At 57.6% G+C, this 17127-nt stretch carries 14 protein-coding genes; 10 read left to right on the top strand and 4 right to left on the bottom strand.

The features are described 5' to 3' along the window. The first annotated feature begins 83 nt into the window (after window positions 1-83). From ACVWYY_RS06950 to malQ, 9 genes are all read left to right on the top strand, one after another. Window positions 84-503 carry an aldo/keto reductase gene (locus ACVWYY_RS06950; protein WP_414331959.1) on the top strand — a complete coding sequence of 140 codons (420 nt, stop codon included), beginning with the start codon at window positions 84-86 and terminating at the stop codon, window positions 501-503. Window positions 504-671: 168 nt separating this feature from the next. Continuing rightward, complete coding sequence (locus tag ACVWYY_RS06945) at window positions 672-3266, top strand: heavy metal translocating P-type ATPase (protein WP_457403463.1); 2595 nt, start codon at window positions 672-674, stop codon at window positions 3264-3266. Between the two features lie 288 nt (window positions 3267-3554). Then, window positions 3555-4436 (top strand): DUF4388 domain-containing protein, encoded by an 882-nt coding sequence (locus ACVWYY_RS06940; protein ID WP_457403464.1) that lies wholly within the window; start codon window positions 3555-3557, stop codon window positions 4434-4436. A gap of 80 nt (window positions 4437-4516) precedes the next feature. Then, on the top strand, window positions 4517-4885 hold the full coding sequence (locus ACVWYY_RS06935) for a roadblock/LC7 domain-containing protein (protein WP_011433098.1): 369 nt from the start codon (window positions 4517-4519) through the stop codon (window positions 4883-4885). Between the two features lie 54 nt (window positions 4886-4939). Next, entirely contained in the window at window positions 4940-5476 is a 537-nt protein-coding gene (locus ACVWYY_RS06930; protein ID WP_457403466.1) for a protoglobin domain-containing protein, read from the top strand. A 37-nt stretch (window positions 5477-5513) separates the two neighbouring features. Further along, window positions 5514-6059, top strand: a complete 546-nt coding sequence (locus ACVWYY_RS06925; protein WP_457403467.1) for a GTP-binding protein — start codon at window positions 5514-5516, stop codon at window positions 6057-6059. A gap of 195 nt (window positions 6060-6254) precedes the next feature. Next, complete coding sequence (gene pyrE, locus ACVWYY_RS06920) at window positions 6255-6872, top strand: orotate phosphoribosyltransferase (RefSeq protein ID WP_414408097.1); 618 nt, start codon at window positions 6255-6257, stop codon at window positions 6870-6872. Window positions 6873-6912: 40 nt separating this feature from the next. After that, a complete protein-coding gene (locus ACVWYY_RS06915) occupies window positions 6913-7785 on the top strand; it encodes a polysaccharide deacetylase family protein (protein WP_457403469.1) in 873 nt (290 codons plus the stop codon). 155 nt (window positions 7786-7940) lie between these two features. Next, window positions 7941-9542: a 4-alpha-glucanotransferase gene (gene malQ, locus ACVWYY_RS06910; RefSeq protein ID WP_457439989.1), complete on the top strand. Its 1602-nt coding sequence runs from the start codon at window positions 7941-7943 to the stop codon at window positions 9540-9542. Here the strand turns inward: malQ and ACVWYY_RS06905 are convergent. The 4 genes from ACVWYY_RS06905 to thrS form a co-directional block, all read right to left on the bottom strand. After that, window positions 9539-11086, bottom strand: coding sequence for an ABC transporter ATP-binding protein (locus ACVWYY_RS06905; protein ID WP_414399337.1), 1548 nt, complete (start codon window positions 11084-11086; stop codon window positions 9539-9541). The two genes, malQ and ACVWYY_RS06905, sit on opposite strands and share 4 nt — an antisense overlap. Before the next feature lie 314 nt (window positions 11087-11400). Further along, window positions 11401-11676, bottom strand: coding sequence for an FmdB family zinc ribbon protein (locus tag ACVWYY_RS06900; RefSeq protein WP_041438561.1), 276 nt, complete (start codon window positions 11674-11676; stop codon window positions 11401-11403). 40 nt (window positions 11677-11716) lie between these two features. Then, on the bottom strand, window positions 11717-12922 hold the full coding sequence (gene fmdA, locus ACVWYY_RS06895; protein WP_414341590.1) for a formamidase: 1206 nt from the start codon (window positions 12920-12922) through the stop codon (window positions 11717-11719). Between the two features lie 442 nt (window positions 12923-13364). Continuing rightward, the gene (thrS, locus tag ACVWYY_RS06890) at window positions 13365-15176 is read right to left on the bottom strand and encodes a threonine--tRNA ligase (protein ID WP_457403471.1); all 1812 of its coding nucleotides are present in this window, start codon (window positions 15174-15176) and stop codon (window positions 13365-13367) included. 207 nt (window positions 15177-15383) lie between these two features. Here thrS and ACVWYY_RS06885 point away from each other — a divergent pair, with 207 nt between their 5' ends. After that, the gene (locus ACVWYY_RS06885) at window positions 15384-17111 is read left to right on the top strand and encodes a Ppx/GppA phosphatase family protein (RefSeq protein ID WP_457403473.1); all 1728 of its coding nucleotides are present in this window, start codon (window positions 15384-15386) and stop codon (window positions 17109-17111) included. The last annotated feature ends 16 nt before the right edge of the window (window positions 17112-17127 follow it).

The following is a 17127-nucleotide window of genomic DNA, read 5'->3' as shown; positions in this document are numbered from 1 at the left end:
GGGATACCGCCATTCTGGTTGGAAACAAACAGAATGCTATCGCTGCATAGTTGAACAGTGATGTTCAGCAGTGTTCAGCGTAAATGTATCAGCACGGCATTCACACCTTGGTGTACAGCCCCCTCTGCCGAGGTCTGCTGAGCGGACGGATGACGCCGCAAACCACCTTCCCCCCAGGGGACATGCGCGCCGGGATCGATCCCAAGTTTGTTGAACCGCGCTACTCCCAGTACCTAAAGGCGGCAGAGGCATTGAGCCGGTTTGCTCAGGATCGCTATGGCAAGACCTTGGCTCAGTTGGCGGTGCGCTGGCTGCTGGATCAACCAGGGGTGAGTGTGGCACTGTGGGGGGCACGCAAGCCCTATCATCTGGAGGCAATATCCGGCCTTTGGGGCTGGTCGTTGGATGCGGAAGCGATGCAGACCATCGAGGATATTTTGCAAAGGTATGTTCCCGAGTCCATTCCCCCCAGCTTTATGTCCCCGCCTGCCCGCGCTGCCTAGTTGTTGCTTTCTGTTCCCTTGCCGTTTGCGTTAGCGGTGGGGAGCACTTTGTCGCCGGGATCCCAGTCCTACGATTGAGTTTGGCAAAAAATGGGATGTAGAGCCCTGTCCTACCGCTACATAACTGGCCAGTAGGGCGAGGGGGCTGTTAACCACGGGAGAACAAAGATGGCCATCCCAGATGCATTCGCGTCAGCAGTGCGGAGCACTTTGACCCACAAAGCAGACAGGCCAAGGGATCCGGCTGACCAGAATGGGCCCACAGCGCCTTCTCAGGAGGGATCCCTGATTCTCCAGGTGGGGGGCATGAGTTGTGCCGGCTGCGTTCGCACCGTTGAGCAGGCCCTGCTGAGACAGCCGGGGGTGGTCAAGGCCAGCGTTAACCTGGTTACCGAGTCGGCCCTTGTGGAGTTTGCCCCTGGGATCCGGCCCGACCCGCAGCACCTGGCCCAGATTTTGACAGAGGCAGGGTTTCCCAGCCGCTACAGTTCAGAGGGTGAGGCCCTCTCCGGCGGGAGTTCCGTTCGCGTCAGCGGTGCGGAGCACTCTCAAGATCCCTCTTCCCCTCCCGGTGGGTGGGAAGAAGCCTTGGATGTGCCTGCGGATCCCCTCTCTCGGCAGCGACAGCAGACCCGACACCACATTCGCCAAGCGCTCACCGCCGCTTTTTTGCTGCTGATTTCTGCCGCCGGACACTTGGATCTCTTCGCCCGTCTGGGCTTGCCCCTCCTTAATGATGTCTGGCTGCACTGGGGCTTGGCGACCTTGACTTTTGTCGGCCCAGCTCGCGGCATTGTCCTGGATGGTTGGAGAGGGGCACGGCGGCTGGCCCCCAACATGAACACCTTGGTTACCTTGGGATCCGGATCCGCTTACCTAGCCAGTCTGGTGGGGTTGCTGGCCCCTCAGGTGGGCTGGGAGTGCTTTTTCGACGAGCCCGTCATGATGCTCAGCTTCATCCTGTTGGGACGGGCCTTGGAACAGCACAGCCGCCTGCGGGCGGCCAGCAGCCTGCAATCGCTGGTGAGCTTGTGTCCCAGTTTGGCTCGGCGGGTTCAGCCTGCAGAGAAGGCGGGATCTCTGGCTTCCAGCCCAGAGGGGAACCTGGATCTGGGATCCCAAACCGGAGAATGGTGCCCTGTCGAACAGGTGCGAGTGGGGGATTGGCTCCAGGTGCGAGCCGGCGAACAGATCCCGGTGGATGGAGAGGTCATTGCCGGCCAGGCCACGGTCAACGAGGGGATGTTGACAGGGGAACCCTTGCCGGTGCTGAAACAAGCGGGGGATCCCGTGGTGGCGGGGACGCTGAACCAATCGGGGTTGCTGCTGTGCCGGGCGACGCGCACCGGGAAAGACACCACCTTGGCCCAGATCATCCGCCTGGTGGAAGAGGCCCAAGCTCGCAAGGCCCCCATCCAAGGGATAGCCGACCAGGTGGCGGGCTACTTTACCTATGGGGTGGTGACGCTGGCCATTCTCACCTTTGGGTTCTGGTACTGGATTGGGATCCCGCTTTGGGGGAGCGACGGTGCGGAGCACTTTGTCCTGGAGGGGTTCAGCCTGCACTCCCATCTGCATCTGAGCGACCATCCCCCTCACCCCACACCCCTGCTCAGCAGCCTCAAGATGGCCATTGCCGTTTTGGTGGTGGCCTGCCCCTGTGCTTTGGGGTTGGCTACGCCGATGGCCATCCTGGTGGGTACTGGCTTGGGAGCCGAGCGGGGTTTGCTCATCCGAGGGGGAGATGTTCTGGAGAAAGCCCATCGCTTGCAAACGGTGGTCTTCGACAAAACCGGCACCCTCACCCAAGGGGATCCCCACCTGACGGACTGTCTCAGCCTTGACCCCTCCCTGGATCCCAATCGCCTACTCCAACTGGCGGCCACAGTGGAAAGCGGCACTCGCCACCCTCTGGCGCAAGCCATTTTGCAAGCCGCCCGCACCCAGGGTTTGCCGTTGCTCTCCGCCGGCGAGTTTCAAACCCAACCGGGGATAGGAGTCGCCGCCCAAGTGGAAGGGCAGGAAGTGGTGTTGGGATCCCTGGATGGGCTGGCTGCTTTGGGGATCCCGCTGTCCCAGGAGACCCAGGCCCAGGCCGAGGCGCTACTGGCAGCCGGCAAAACGGTGGTGGGCGTGGCTGTAGAGGGATCCCTGGTGGGGCTGCTGGCAGCCCAGGATCCCTTGCGGCCCGATGCGCAGGCAACGCTGCAACAGCTCCGGAAAATGGGCCTGCAGGTGGTTTTGCTAACCGGCGATCGGGCGGAGGTGGCCCACCAGGTGGCTGAGGCTCTGCAAGTGCCAGGTCTCCGCGTTATTGCCCAGGTTCACCCGGCAGACAAAGCTCAAGTCATCCGCGACCTGCAGACCCAAGGCCAGAGAGTTGCCATGGTGGGAGATGGCATTAACGACGCTCCGGCTTTGGCCCAAGCCGATGTGGGCATTGCCCTGCATTCCGCTACCGATGCCGCCCTTGAGACCGCCGATATCATTCTGATGCGCAACCACCTCTGGGATGTGGTGCAAGCCATCCGCCTCAGCCGCGCCACCTTCCGCAAGATCCAGCAGAACCTCCTCTGGGCCTTTGGCTACAACCTGGTGGGGATCCCAGTGGCAGCAGGCGTGCTCCTACCCCCCTTTGGCATTGGGCTTAGCCCGGCAATCGCTGGGGGTCTCATGGTCTTGAGTTCCCTCAGTGTAATCCTCAATTCACTCCTCTTGAGGCGAACTTTTGTACCCCGTAGATCTTCGAGTAGCCGCAGCTAAAAAAGTGTTAAAAATTACGAATGACTAAGTATCGATCGTTAAGTCTTCCGAGGTTTTACCGAGCTTCTGACACAATTTCCGCTGCGTCCAAGCCAAAAATTCGGCAACTTCGTACATTTGATTATACATTTGATTAAAAAGATTAATCCGCTTTAACTTTTGAGGATTTGGTTGTAAGACTAGGCCGAAACCAAGCTGTAAGCGCATCTTCTGGTTTCTTGCTTAGCAAAGCAAAAACCGTGAAAATACTGGGAAAGCGCATCTTGCAGCGGTGAAGGGAGCAAAAGTATGGCGATGCTTGGAGATCTTCAGGAATTTTCCTTATGCGACCTGTTGCATTTAATGGAAAAGGGTAAGAAAGCAGGGCAATTATCCATCTGGGCACCCAATGGCATTCAGCGGATTTGGTTTTACCAAGGTCGGGTGGTCGCCGCCCTCACCCCTGAAGAAAAGCATCGTTTGGAAAGCCTGCTGACGCGCTTTGGCTTGGTGGACGAGCAGGTGGTCAGCCAGTTGGTCGCTAGGGGCTTGGAGGAGCCTCTGGGGCGTTGCCTGCAGCGGCAAGGGTTGATCTCGCCCGTAGATTTGGCCAAGCTCTTTCGCCATCAACTGCAGGTGGGACTCTACAGCCTCTTTGCCCTCGAATCCGGCCAGTTCAGCTTCCTGCCCAATGTGCCCATGCCCTATCGAGAAATGACTGGCCTGAGCAAGGGCGCCACCGCTGCTGTCTTGGAAGCCCTGCAGCAGCTCAAGCTAGAGCAGCAGCCCGAAAAAGACCTGCCAGAGCCCGATAGCTGCTTTTGGCGTACCAGCACCGAACTGCCTCTGTTCAAGCTTTCTGCCCTGGAATGGGGGATCCTGGAGCAGGTGTCGCCTTCTCGCAAGCTGACGGCTTTGGCTCAAGCCCTGGGGTCCGACCTGCTGGAGGTGCGCTATGCCTGCGCCCGTCTGGCGAAGCTGGGGTTGATCAGCCCTTGTGAGGGGCCAACGGTTCTGGCTCGGTCTGGTCACTTGGAGCTGTCCAAGTCGATTGCTGAGGAGGTGAATCCCGAGCCGGTGAGGGAGAGGCTGGGGGCAAGGGTGCCTGGTCTCCAGGATGAGGGCGGCCCGGTCAAGCCTTCTTTGGTCAGTCGATTAGCCACCCTCCTCAAGGGCATGCGCGAAAAGTAAAAGCATAAGGACATTTGCGGTCATGTTTTCGGTTTTCGGGTAGAAACATTAGAAATAGGGAATCAGCAGGGAGATATAGGATGGCTAATCTGTCCTCTTTGCAGGCGATCCTCCAGAGCTATGTTGCCAATACGCCAGAAGTCCAGGGAGCAGCAGTGGTCACCCCTGACGGGTTACCTTTGGCTTCCACATTGCCTGTGGGTATGGATGAAGAGAGAACCTCTGCTATGTCGGCTGCCATGCTTTCTTTGGGCGAACGGATTGGGAGAGAGCTAGGGCGCGGAGCCATAGAGAGAGTTTTTGTACAGGGGGAAAAAGGATACGGGGTTTTAACCAGTTGTGGCCCCGATGCCGTCTTGCTGACAATTGCCAGTCATGAAGTCAAGCAGGGCTTGCTTTTTTTGGAAATTAAGCGAGTCGCGGCAAGCATTGCAGAGGCAATGAAGTAAGAAAATCAAATGTGGAGGCTAAGTTTTTGATTCTGTCCTGACGTTGAGGGAAGTATGGCCATTAAACCTTCTGAGCTGCTCCAAGTCCTGATCTCGCGCACGCAATTCACAGATGATGACAAGAAAATTTTGCAGCAAAGCGCCGACTGGGGCAGCAGCATTGCTGCAGAAATGTCGGATACGTTTTACAACTACCTCGATCGCGATGCTGAGATGGCAGCTGTCATTGCCAAGCATAACCGGCAGCGGCTGGGTCAAACCTTTGCCGAATGGTTCAAGGAAATGTTCACGGGCATGGACAATTGGGGCCCCCAGTATGCGGATCGCCGCTGGAAAATCGGCATAGTTCATGTGCGCGTTGGCATCGGCCCCCAACATGTTGTACCTGCTATGGCCACAGTTGTGCAGGAGGTGAGTCGGCGGCTGGTCAAAGAAGGCAAGCCCGAGCAACTGCGCATGAGCCTAAGCAAAGTTTGCATGATCGATCTCTCCTTTATTGAGCAGGCCTATCTTGAGGTGGCCTATAATGCTGTGCAACAGGAAACAGGCATGAGCGAGGCCTTGTTTAAGCGCTTGATCAGGGTTGAGTAGGCCCGTCTGCGCTGGGGGTTTACGGCTGAGGCTAACCATGAGCAATATTCTCCGCATTGTTGTAACAGGGCCGGTGGGAGCTGGAAAGTCTACCTTTATTCGCACGATTAGCGAGATTGAGGTAGTAGACACCGATTGCAAAGCAACCGACGAGGTGGCAGAGCTGAAGAAAACCACAACGGTCAGCATGGATTTTGGCCGCTTGAGGATTGGAGAAGATGAAGAAGAGATGTGGCTGCATCTCTACGGCACTCCCGGCCAGTCTCGCTTTAACTTTATGTGGGATATTTTAATTAAGCGCGCCCACGGCTATGTTCTTCTGGTGCCTGCGCACTTGCCGGGCCAATTTCGCAACGCCCAAGCCATTCAATCTTTTATGAAAGCCAGGACAAGTGCCCCCTGCGTGATTGGGATCACCCACGTCGATCAACCCAATGCCTGGGATCCAGAAGACATTTTGTTAATTTTGGGGAATCAGGACGGTTCAGTTCCGCACACCACTTTGAATGCCCAGGAGCCATCTTCTGTTGCCAACACGTTGCTTCTGTTGGTTGAGCAAATGATGCCCCAGGTGGTTGTTTGAACAGATTTTCAGGTATCCGCCGGTCTAGAACTTCAGCAACATCGACCCCAGCCAACACAGGCGTATCTTTTGCGTGACAGGGATCCCTCCCGTGAAGCCGAAAAACGGGAGATTGGATTCGGTGGAGATTTGCCGCATAATGAAATGTCCTGAGTGCTCTTTCTGGCCAGCCATTGAACCAAGGGGATCCCTGCTGTGTTGCTTCTCGATTGCTCTCCCCTGACCCTTTCCCCAGAGGAAGCGCGGGAGAAACTGTTGTATCTCCTCGCCCAACTGGCCTATCGAGAAGGCTCCTTTACCCTCACTTCTGGACAGAAGAGCCCCTACTACATCAACTGCAAACCGGTTACCCTTCACCCCCAAGGAGCTTATTGGGTGGGATCCCTGCTGCACCGACTGTTGCCGCCCGAAACCGAGGCAGTGGCCGGAATGACGCTGGGGGCAGATCCCTTGGTGACGGCGGTGAGTTTGGCCTCCCTGAGGGCTGAGCCTGCCAACCTAGCCGCCCTAATCGTGCGCAAAGAGCCCAAGGGGCACGGTACGCAAGCCTGGATCGAGGGGCCGGAGTTGCCGGCAGGCAGTCGGGTGTGGATCCTGGAAGATGTGGTGACCACCGGCAGTTCTGCTTTGAAGGCTGTCGAACGGGTGCGGGCAGCCGGCTACCGGGCGGAAGGGATCCTCGCTTTGGTGGATCGGCTGGAAGGGGCAGAAGATCGCTGCCGAGAAGCAGGGATCGCCTTTCGTCGCCTATTCACCCTTCCAGAAGTGCAGGCTTGCCATCGGGCCTTGACCTCAGGAAAATCAAAGGACTAGCCTGCCCCCTTGGTGAGCATCAAAGCTTTGGAGAGCGGACATGCTGCCCCCTGCCTACTCAGCTCTGCCCAGCCGAAATCTGCCGAGCCTACCGCATCGGGCGCGGGTGGCTGTGTACGTGGTGATGAACATCGAGCACTTCACCTTTGGCAAGCTGGGCACGGCCATTCAACCCCATCTCACCAGCTCCCCTGAGATCGCCAACTATGGCTGGCGGGACTACGGCAATCGGGTGGGCATTTGGCGCTTGTTTGAGCTGTTTGCCGAGCTGGGGATCCCGGTGACGGCGGCCTTGAATGCGGAAATGGTGGATCTTTACCCCCCCATCATCGAAGGGATCCGCCAATACGGCTGGTCGGTGCTGGCCCACGGCTGGAACAACTCCACCGGCCACAGCGGCCTGGCCCGCGAAGCCGAACAAGAGCTCATCGAGCGCAGCTTGTCCCTTTTGGAGAAGGTTTCCGGATCCCGCCCTTGGGGCTGGCTGACGCCGGGGTTTTCCGTTAGCGAGAACACCTTTGACCTGCTCAAGGCTGCCGGGATCCGCTACACCACCGACTGGGTAAACGACGACCAACCCTACTGGTTCCCAACTGCCGCCGGCCCCCTCTTGGGGATCCCCTACACCCTGGAGGCCAACGACATCAGCCTCTGTCTCAGCGCCCGCCTGTCGGCAGAAGCCTTTGCCCAGGCCCTCATCGACCAGTTTGATCAACTCTGGCAGGATGGGGAGCGCTCCCCTCGCATCATGGCCATCGGCCTGCACCCCTTTATTGTCGGGCAGCCTCTGCGGATGGGATCCCTGAAAAAAGCCTTGCAGCACATCCAATCTCGCCCTCAGACTTGGCTCACCACCGGTGATGGCCTCTATGACTGGTATGCCCAAGCCTGCCCTGCCCCCGAGGTGGCCTGACGGGATCCCCTGGCCAGAGGGAAAAGCGCGTCTTGGCCTTGGATCCTGCTCATTTTTTAACTTTGTTCTAATTTTGTCTTGTCTGGAGCTGTCCACCGTGGCTCTGGAAGTGACAGCATAGGCGGTGAAGCCACCTTCAGCAAAAGGGCTTGGCCATGCGCATGGGCAGACTCAGCGGGATCCTCTTGCACCCCACCTCGCTACCGGGGCCATTTGGCATCGGCGACCTGGGGCCGGCTGCTTACCGGTTTGTGGATTTTCTGGTGGAGAGCGGCCAGCGCCTCTGGCAGGTGCTGCCTCTGGGACCTACCGGCTGGGGCAACTCCCCCTACATGAGCTTTTCCTCCATAGCCGGCAACCCGCTGCTCATCAGCCCGGAGCTGTTGGTAAAAGCCGGCTGGCTAGAGCCCGACAGTTGGCAGGACCTGCCCCAATGGCCAACGATCCAAGCCGGATCCGCCGAGCGGGTGGACTACGAAACCGTGATCCCCTTCAAGCTGGGCCTGTTGCACCGCGCCTGGGCTACCTTCAAAGAAAAAGCTTCCGGCCCCGATTGGGAAGCTTTCCAAGCCTATTGCGCTGCCGAGGCCGACTGGCTGCCGGACTATGCCCTGTTCATGGCCCTCAAGGATGTGTACGGCGAGCAAGAGTGGAACCAATGGGATCCGGCCTTGGTGCGACGGGATCCGCCGGCTTTGCAAGAGGCTCGCGATCGCTATGCCGATGCCATTACCGAGCAGATGTTTTGGCAGTATCTGTTTGCCCAGCAGTGGGGATCCCTAAGGGAGTATGCTCATCGGCATCAAGTGCGGCTCATTGGGGATGTGCCCATCTATGTTGCCCCCAACAGTGCCGACGTGTGGGCCAACCGGGAGCTGTTTCACCTGGATGAACAGGGACGGCCTTTACAAGTAGCCGGTGTGCCGCCCGACTATTTCAGCCCCACCGGGCAGCGCTGGGGCAACCCCCTCTACAACTGGGAGGTGCTCAAGGCTCGCGGCTACGACTGGTGGATCCGGCGCATCCAGGCCATCCTCAAGCAGGTGGACTGTGTGCGCATCGACCACTTTCGCGGCTTCGAGAGCTACTGGGCCATTCCAGGCGATGCAGAAACGGCTGTGGAAGGGGAGTGGCAAAAAGGGCCGGGGGCAGATTTCTTTCAGACCCTGGCCGACAAGTTGGGGGAAATCCCGGTGATTGCCGAAGATCTGGGAGACATTACGCCGGAGGTGTTGCAACTGCGGGATCAATTTGGCTTGCCCGGCATGAAGGTGTTGCTCTTTGCCTTCGGCTCTGGGCCCGATAACCCCTATTTGCCCCATGCCTATGAGCGCAACTTTGTCGTTTACACCGGCACCCACGACAACAACACGGTGGTGGGTTGGTTTAATGACCCGGATCGCTCGGAGTGGGAAAAACAAAACCTGCTGCGCTATTTGGGCTGCCAGGGATCCGAGGGCATCCATTGGGATCTCATTCGCCTAGCCCTTGCTTCCGTAGCCGATCTGGCCATCATTCCCCTGCAAGATGTGATGGGCTTGGGGGCAGAGGCGCGCATGAACTTCCCCGGCACCACCGAGAACAACTGGGCCTGGCGCTACCGCGAGGACATGCTGCGGCAGGACATGATCCAGCGGCTGGCCGAGATGAGCGTGACCTATGGGCGCATCTCTCCTCAAGAGTTGGAGCAACGGCGAGCAGCCCTAGCCCAAGAACGGGCGGCAGGATCTTCTCAAGCTGCCCCCAGCCTCGTCTAATGCTGGATCCCGCCCATCAGCAGCCCTAGCTGTTCTTCGGTGGCCTCTTCAGGCGTGAGTTCTCCCACCAGGTGGCCCTCATGGATCACCAAAATGCGATCCGACAAGCTGATCACCTCATTCAAATCCGCCGATACCAGCAGCACCCCCATGCCCTGATCCCGTGCCTGCAGGATGCGGCGATGAATGGCCTCGATGGCCCCCACATCCACCCCCCGCGTCGGCTGGGCAGCCACCAGCACCTTGGATCCACAGGAAAGCTCCCGCCCCACAACGATCTTCTGGGCATTGCCGCCAGAATAGCGGCGGGCCGTCAGGGAAATGCTGCGGGGGCGAACGTCGAAGCTCTCCACCACCTGGCGGGCATGTTGGTCAATGGCCTCTTCCCGAAAAAATCCCAACCAGCCGGTATACGGCTTTTGATGGTGATCCCCCAGGATCAGGTTGTCGCGGGTGGGGAAATCCAGCACCAAACCTCTCACATTGCGATCTTCGGGGATATGACTCAGACCCCAGCAACGCACCTGTCGGGCCGAAGCAGACAGGGATCCGGCTCCATAGCGAATTTGGCCGCGGTAGCTTCTCAAGCCGGTGATCGCCTCCACCAATTCCGTTTGGCCGTTTCCCTCCACACCGGCAAGGCCCACAATCTCGCCGGCACGTACCTGGAAGCTCGCCCCCGCCACCGCCGGCTTCCGCCCCGGTATATCCACCCACAGATCTCGCACATCCAGCAACACCTCCCCAGGGGTAGCGGCCTTTTTTTCAACGGTCAGACTGACTTCCCGCCCCACCATCAGCCGCGCCAGTTCCTGGGCATCGGTTTGGGCAGTGGGCAACGTCGCCACCACCTTGCCATCCCGAATGACGGTGACGCGGTCGGCCAGTTGCATTACCTCCTTCAGCTTGTGGCTGATGAAAATGACAGCTCCCCCCCGCCGGGCAAAGCGGCGCAAAAACGCAAACAGCTCGCCTGCCTCCTGCGGAGTCAACACTGCCGTCGGCTCATCCAAAATCAAGATGCGGGCCTTGCGGTAGAGCATTTTCAAGATCTCCACCCGCTGCTGTAGGCCTACCGGCAGATCCTCCACTCTGGCGTCGGGATCCAGATGGAAGCCCATCTCGGCAATCAACTGAGCCACCTCAGCCCTGGCCCGACGGAAATCGACCTGAAAAAGATGGCCGGGTTCGGCCCCAAGAACCACGTTTTCCGTAACCGTCAAGGGATCCACCAACATAAAGTGTTGATGCACCATCCCAATTCCCAACCGAATGGCATCGGCGGGACTGTGAATTTTGGCCGGTTGCCCATCCACTTGAATGGATCCCTCGTCCGGGCTGACCAACCCATAGACGATCTTCATCAGGGTAGACTTGCCCGCCCCGTTCTCCCCCATCAGCGCCAGAATCTCTCCCCAACGCACCTCCAGATCGATGTGGTCGTTGGCCAGCACCAGAGGATAACGCTTGGTGATCCCCTGCAAGCGAAGGGCAATATCGCTGCGATGGGATCCCTCTGCCAAAGAAGGATCAGGCCCACTCATGAGGTGCTTCTTGAACGCCTTTTCCAGCATAGGTTGTGAACTGCCATGCCAGAGGAAAGCATTTCTGGGGGTATTGTGAGAGTCTCTCTTTTTCTAAGCACTATGGTCATTTCGATTCAAACTGGGACACTGCACCCACACCTAAAACGTTGGTCACGTCGTTACGTCGTCGCATCGTCGCGTCAGCGTTGCGGTTCCCGTCAGGGTGCCGTAGGCATAGCAATAGCGCTGCGGAGCAATAATGCACGGGGCCAGAAGGCTTTTTTCAATAGCCCAGGCGTCTTACCCTAGCCTGAAACAACTATGTCTAATAACTAATGGTGCAACATCCAAGGTCGCCCACAGGATTGGGAGCGATATTTTGGCGAGTTTGGATCAGAATTTGAGTGCTGTTCACGCTTGATCAGTTTGGGTTCTCTTCCCCCCTTTGAAATAGGCAAAGAGCTGGAAAGCTGAACCATGGGAACTGAAATGAGACGTTTCCCTTCCTGATTGCAAGAAGGACAATAGGCCGGATCTCGATATTGAGATAAGGGCCGCCATACCTCAAACTCCCCACAGGTTTGACACTTAAACTCATACAGCGGCATCTTCCTATTCCACCCCCTTGAACGAGGCATCGGATAACATTCACCTAGGGAGAATATCTATGTCGAAGATTTGCGTAGGAACAGCCACCGTACAGCAAGCATTGGGAATATCGACGATCCCACTCACTCTGCCCTCCACCGGTGCAGAACTGAGCAGCAGATAAGCTTGTTCTCCCGTAAAGCCGAATTTTTTCAGATATTCGATGGCATTTAAGCAGGCGCGTCGATAGGCAATGTGAACATCCATATAATGCTGCTTACCTGTAAGCTCGTCCACAGAAATGCCCTCAAACACAAGGTATTCCGAGTAACGTGGCTCAACAGGGCCGGGCTTAAAAATGGGGTTAACCAATCCGTACTTCTCAACACCACCCTTGATTAGATCGACGTGGAGATCGATGTAGCCCGACATCTCAATAGCGCCACAAAAAGAGATCTCCCCATCCCCTTGCGAGAAGTGAATATCTCCCATCGACAGCTTGGCACCCTCCACGTAAACCGGGAAGTAGATCCGTGTTCCTTTAGACAGGTTTTTAATATCGCAATTACCGCCGTGCTCTCGCGGGGGCACCGTCCGAGCCGCTTCAGCAGCAACCCGCTCATACTCTGACTTGGGCAAAGTTCCCAAAATTGCGTTCTTGGGATTGGGCAAGGCGGCCAGCACAGGCTGATTGCCGGATAGCCCCGCGCCGTAAGTGCGCAAATCGGGAGCCGAAGCGACCAGCTCAGCTTCCCGCTTATTCCAAGCCGCCAGCAACTCGTGAGATGGGGCACAGCCAATGAGGCCGGGGTGAATGATGCCGGCAAAGCGCACATGGGGAATGTGTCTGGAAGTGGTGTAAATGCCTTGAAAATCCCAGATGGCTTTGGCCGCGTTGGGAAAATGATCGGTGAGGAATCCCCCTCCATTTTCTTTGGCAAAAATACCTGTAAACCCCCACTCGTCTCCCGGCAGTGGCCCAATGTCTAACAGATCGACAACCAGGATATCTCCAGGCTGGGCGCCGTTAACCCAAATAGGCCCACTCAAAACATGGACAACGCTTAGGTCAACCTGCTCAATGTCGGAAGGATCATCGTTGTTTTTGATTTGCCCATCCGTCCAGTCTTTACACTCAATTCGGAATACCTCGCCAGGGTTTACAGAAACCACAGCGGGAATATCAGGATGCCAGCGGTTGTGACCCGGTAGATCCTGTTGATCCATTGGCTTAGTCAGGTCAACTTTAAACAGCGTTTTGGGCATGGGATCCTATCCTTGAGTCATCACTCTGCGGTCAGACTTTGAATGCACAAAAGCCTATCTCCAATAGAGAAGCTAATACTGTAGTAAAAGCTACAATTCATAGTGCTGTTATCTACAATCGCAGAGCGGGAGATGAGGAGCTTAGATCGACAGGCTATTTCACTGCAATTCAAAGTAACTATCAATCAATTCACCAAAGTAACGGCCAATCCATTCGGCGACAGATCGATTTAGCCGTCAGCTCCTAAAGCGTTGCAGGATCCTCTCCAGAAAATCCCTAGAGAACATGGTGGGTTGTCGGCCAAATCCTGATTTTTCAATTAGCCCCCTTGGCTTCCCTTGAGAAAGGGAAACTCAAGCTCTTTCTTGAGATCCTCAGAACCTGGGATCCTCAAGTTCTGAAAACCCAGTTGCCGCAAGCCAGGGATCCCGAATGCCCAAGCTAGTCAAGTGCCTGTAGCTGGGCTAGGAAATCTGCCACCGTCAGGGATCCCAGCTCTTGCCCATGACGCTGGCGTACGCTCACCGTTCCTGCCGTTTGTTCCTGTTCTCCCACGATCAACATAAAAGGGATCCGGGCCTTCTCGGCATTGCGGATTTTTTTGGGCAAACGATCGCTGTCGGCATCGATGTGGACGCGGATCCCGTGCTCCCGCAGCTGATCCCGCACCTGGAGGGCGTAGCCCAGGTATTGGTCGGAAACGGGCAAAATGCGCACCTGTTCCGGGGCCAGCCAGAAGGGAAAATCCCCAGCGTATTCTTCGATGAGGATCCCAATCAGCCGCTCCAGCGAGCCAAAGGGAGCACGGTGAATCATCACCGGACGCTGCCGGGATCCGTCCTCAGCTACGTATTGCAGATCAAAGCGCTGTGGGTTTTGGTAATCCACCTGCACCGTGCCCAGTTGCCACTCCCGATCCAGCGCGTCGCGGAAAATAAAATCCAGCTTCGGCCCATAGAAGGCTGCCTCTCCGATCCCTTCAAAGTGGGGCATCGACAACTTCTCCACAGCGCGACGGATGGCATTTTCGGCTTTGTCCCAATCTTCGGGGGATCCCAGATATTTGTCCGACTTGGGATCCCGGAAGCTGAGGCGGGCGCGAAAATCCTTGAGCTTGAGCTTATCGAAAACCACCAAAATGAGATCGACAACCTTGAGAAACTCCTCCTCCAATTGATCGGGGCGAACAAACAAATGGGCATCGTCCACCGTGAAGCCACGCACTCGCGTCAGACCTCCCAATTCCCCCGATTGCTCGTAGCGATAAACGGTGCCGAACTCGGCATATCGTAGGGGCAAATCGCGGTAGGATCTCAGCTCGGATTTGTAGATTTGGATGTGAAAAGGACAATTCATCGGCTTCATGACAAAGCCCTGTTCAGCCGCACGCGCCTGCTCATTCTCTGACATCATGGGAAACATATCTTCCCGATACTTTTGCCAGTGGCCGGAGATCTTGAACAAGTCCACACGGGCAATATGAGGGGTAACCACCGGCAGGTAGCCCCGCTTGAGCTGCTCCTGCTTGAGAAAATCCTCCAGCACCCAGCGTAGGGTAGTTCCTTTCGGAGTCCAAAGGGGCAAGCCCGGACCCACTTCATCGGAAAACAGGAAGAGACCCAGTTCTTTGCCCAGCTTGCGGTGATCCCGCCGTTTGGCCTCCTCCAGCCGCCGCTTGTATTCCTTCAGCTCCTCTGGAGTTTCCCAGGCGGTGCCGTAGATGCGTTGGAGCTGCGGCTTGGTTTCATCCCCCCGCCAATAAGCGCCGGCCACGCTGAGCAGATCGAAAGCTTTGGGGTTGAGCTCTTGGGTGTTTTCCACGTGGGGACCGGCACAGAGATCCCACCATTCATTCCCCAAGTGGTAAATGCTGATGACCTCCCCTTCGGGAATGCTGTCTAAGATCTCCAGCTTGTAGGGTTCTCCGAGGGCTTCGATGCGGCGCCTGGCCTCTTCACGGCTCACCTCCTCGCGGATCACCGGCAGGCCCTTTTTGATGATTGCCTGCATCTCTTTTTTGATGCGATCCAGATCTTCCGGCGTGAAGGGCTCGGGATGGTCAAAATCGTAGTAGAAGCCGTAGTCGGTTGTGGGGCCGATGGTCACCTGGGCCTTGGGAAACAGCTTTTGCACCGCCATAGCCAGGACATGGGAAGTGGTGTGGCGGATGCGCTCCAGTTTGGGAGACTCGTGAGTGCGCAGCAGTTTGAGGGTGCTGTTGGCCTTCTGAGGTGATTCGGCTGGCTGAGACATCGGAACCTGCTTCGACAACAAAGAAAGAACAGTGAAGAAATGGATATCCATGTCCCTATCTTAGGCTGGGGCGAGAACGGCAGGGATCCCCAGCTAATCAATTCCCCTGTTTGCCGAGTCAACCGCGAACCTCACCTCACGACTCGGCCCGGAACAAGGGGGGAAAGTACACAGTATCCTAAAGGGGTTGACCCCCTTACCCGAGCCATGATCTCTTCGCCCACCAACTTCACGGAACGCTCTGTCACCTCTGCTTCCCCAGTTTCCGAAACCAGCCCGGCTTCTCGTTCTGAATCTTGGGCGGCCCCCGTTCTGGCGGCCATCGATGTGGGCAGCAACTCTCTCCACATGGTGGTGGTGCGCATCAATCCCCGTATCCCTAGCTTCACCATCATCTCCCGCGAAAAAGCCACCGTCCGGCTGGGGGAGTTTTGCAGCCAGACGGGCGCCCTCACGCCTGCAGCTATGGAGCGGGCCCGGACGGCTCTGGAGCGGTTTTGCCGCATTGCTGAGAGCTTTCAGGTGCAGGATATTGTTGCCGTGGCCACCAGTGCTGTGCGCGAGGCCCCCAATGGGCCGGAGTTTTTGAAGCGGATTGAACGGGAGCTGGGCCTGCGGGTGGAGTTGATCTCGGGGCAGGAAGAGGCCCGCCGCATCTACCTGGGGGTGCTCTCGGCGATGGAGTTCCACAACCGGCTGCACGCAGTGGTGGATATTGGTGGCGGCTCCACCGAGCTGATCTTGGGCAATGGCCAAGAGCCGGAGTTTCTGCGCAGCATCAAGGTGGGAGCTGTGCGTCTAACCCAGGCTTTTTTGCACCACGACCCGCCCACTTCTGCCGAACTGCAAGCCCTGCGCCAGCACATCCGCGGCATGCTGGAATCCCCCATCGAGCAGATGAAGCGGATCCTTGCCTCTTCACAACAACAGGGATCCCTGCCTTTGGTGGGCACCTCTGGCACCGTCGAGTGCCTGGCCCAGTTGGATGCCCGCCGTCGGTTGGGCGCTCTCCCCCATCGCCTGCAGGGGTATGAGTTCAGCCTGGAAGCCCTGCGCGGCTACATCAAAGAGCTGCGATCCCTGACGGTGGCCGAACGGCAAAAACTTCCCGGCCTAGGGGAAAGACGGGGGGAGATCATCCTGGCCGGCGCCCTGATCCTAGAGGAAGTGATGAGCCTGCTGGGGGTAGAGCGGGTTCAATTTTGCGAACGGGCTCTGCGGGAAGGGCTGATCGTGGATTGGATGATCGGCCAAGGCTTGATTGAGGATCGGCTGCGCTACCACAGCTCGGTGCGGCGGCGCAGTGTGCTCAAGCTGGCGGAAAAATATCAGGTGGAGCTGCCCTATGCCGAACGGGTGGCCGAATTTGCCCTCAGCCTCTTCGACCAGACCCGCGGCCTGTTGCATGGTTGGGGATCCCGGGAGCGGGCTCTCCTCTGGGCGGCGGCCATGCTGCACAACTGCGGCCACTTCATCAGCCATGCCGCCCACCACAAGCACTCCTACTACCTGATCCGCCATGGAGAACTCTTGGGCTTCAACGAAGAAGAGGTGGAGGTGATCGCCAACTTGGCCCGCTACCACCGCAAGTCGCCCCCCAAGAAGAAGCACGAGAACTTCCAGCGCCTCAGCGACGAGCGGGATCGCCAAGTGGTGCTGGAACTGAGCCCCCTGCTGCGCATAGCCTGTGCTTTGGATCGCCGCCGCCTGCAGGCCATTCAAGCCCTGCACTGCCGTTTTCAGCTCCTGGGAGAAGGCCCCCGCCGCATGGAGTTGATTTTGGATCCCAGGCATCCCAAGGACGACTGTGCCCTAGAGTTGTGGAGCTTAAACGAGAAGAAAAAAGTCTTCGAGCAACAGTTCAACCTGCAGGTAATCCCCAAGCTCTCTACCCAGATCCAGCGCAGCGCCGATCCCTTTGAGGCAGCAGTTTAGCCTTCTCGGGGATCCT

The organism is Thermostichus sp. MS-CIW-34 (genome assembly GCF_054060435.1).
This window is presented reverse-complemented; position numbering and strand designations above follow the sequence as displayed.

What these genes read in the sequence shown, in the direction of transcription:
- thrS (WP_457403471.1), bottom strand. Translation starts at nt 15,176, where the DNA reads ATGTCTCAGCCAGCCGAATCACCTCAGAAGGCCAACAGCACCCTCAAA.
- fmdA (WP_414341590.1), bottom strand. Translation starts at nt 12,922, where the DNA reads ATGCCCAAAACGCTGTTTAAAGTTGACCTGACTAAGCCAATGGATCAA.
- malQ (WP_457439989.1), top strand. Translation starts at nt 7,941, where the DNA reads ATGCGCATGGGCAGACTCAGCGGGATCCTCTTGCACCCCACCTCGCTA.
- ACVWYY_RS06930 (WP_457403466.1), top strand. Translation starts at nt 4,940, where the DNA reads ATGGCCATTAAACCTTCTGAGCTGCTCCAAGTCCTGATCTCGCGCACG.
- ACVWYY_RS06915 (WP_457403469.1), top strand. Translation starts at nt 6,913, where the DNA reads ATGCTGCCCCCTGCCTACTCAGCTCTGCCCAGCCGAAATCTGCCGAGC.
- ACVWYY_RS06925 (WP_457403467.1), top strand. Translation starts at nt 5,514, where the DNA reads ATGAGCAATATTCTCCGCATTGTTGTAACAGGGCCGGTGGGAGCTGGA.
- ACVWYY_RS06945 (WP_457403463.1), top strand. Translation starts at nt 672, where the DNA reads ATGGCCATCCCAGATGCATTCGCGTCAGCAGTGCGGAGCACTTTGACC.
- ACVWYY_RS06885 (WP_457403473.1), top strand. Translation starts at nt 15,384, where the DNA reads ATGATCTCTTCGCCCACCAACTTCACGGAACGCTCTGTCACCTCTGCT.
- ACVWYY_RS06935 (WP_011433098.1), top strand. Translation starts at nt 4,517, where the DNA reads ATGGCTAATCTGTCCTCTTTGCAGGCGATCCTCCAGAGCTATGTTGCC.
- ACVWYY_RS06905 (WP_414399337.1), bottom strand. Translation starts at nt 11,086, where the DNA reads ATGAGTGGGCCTGATCCTTCTTTGGCAGAGGGATCCCATCGCAGCGAT.
- ACVWYY_RS06950 (WP_414331959.1), top strand. Translation starts at nt 84, where the DNA reads ATGTATCAGCACGGCATTCACACCTTGGTGTACAGCCCCCTCTGCCGA.
- ACVWYY_RS06940 (WP_457403464.1), top strand. Translation starts at nt 3,555, where the DNA reads ATGGCGATGCTTGGAGATCTTCAGGAATTTTCCTTATGCGACCTGTTG.
- ACVWYY_RS06900 (WP_041438561.1), bottom strand. Translation starts at nt 11,676, where the DNA reads ATGCCGCTGTATGAGTTTAAGTGTCAAACCTGTGGGGAGTTTGAGGTA.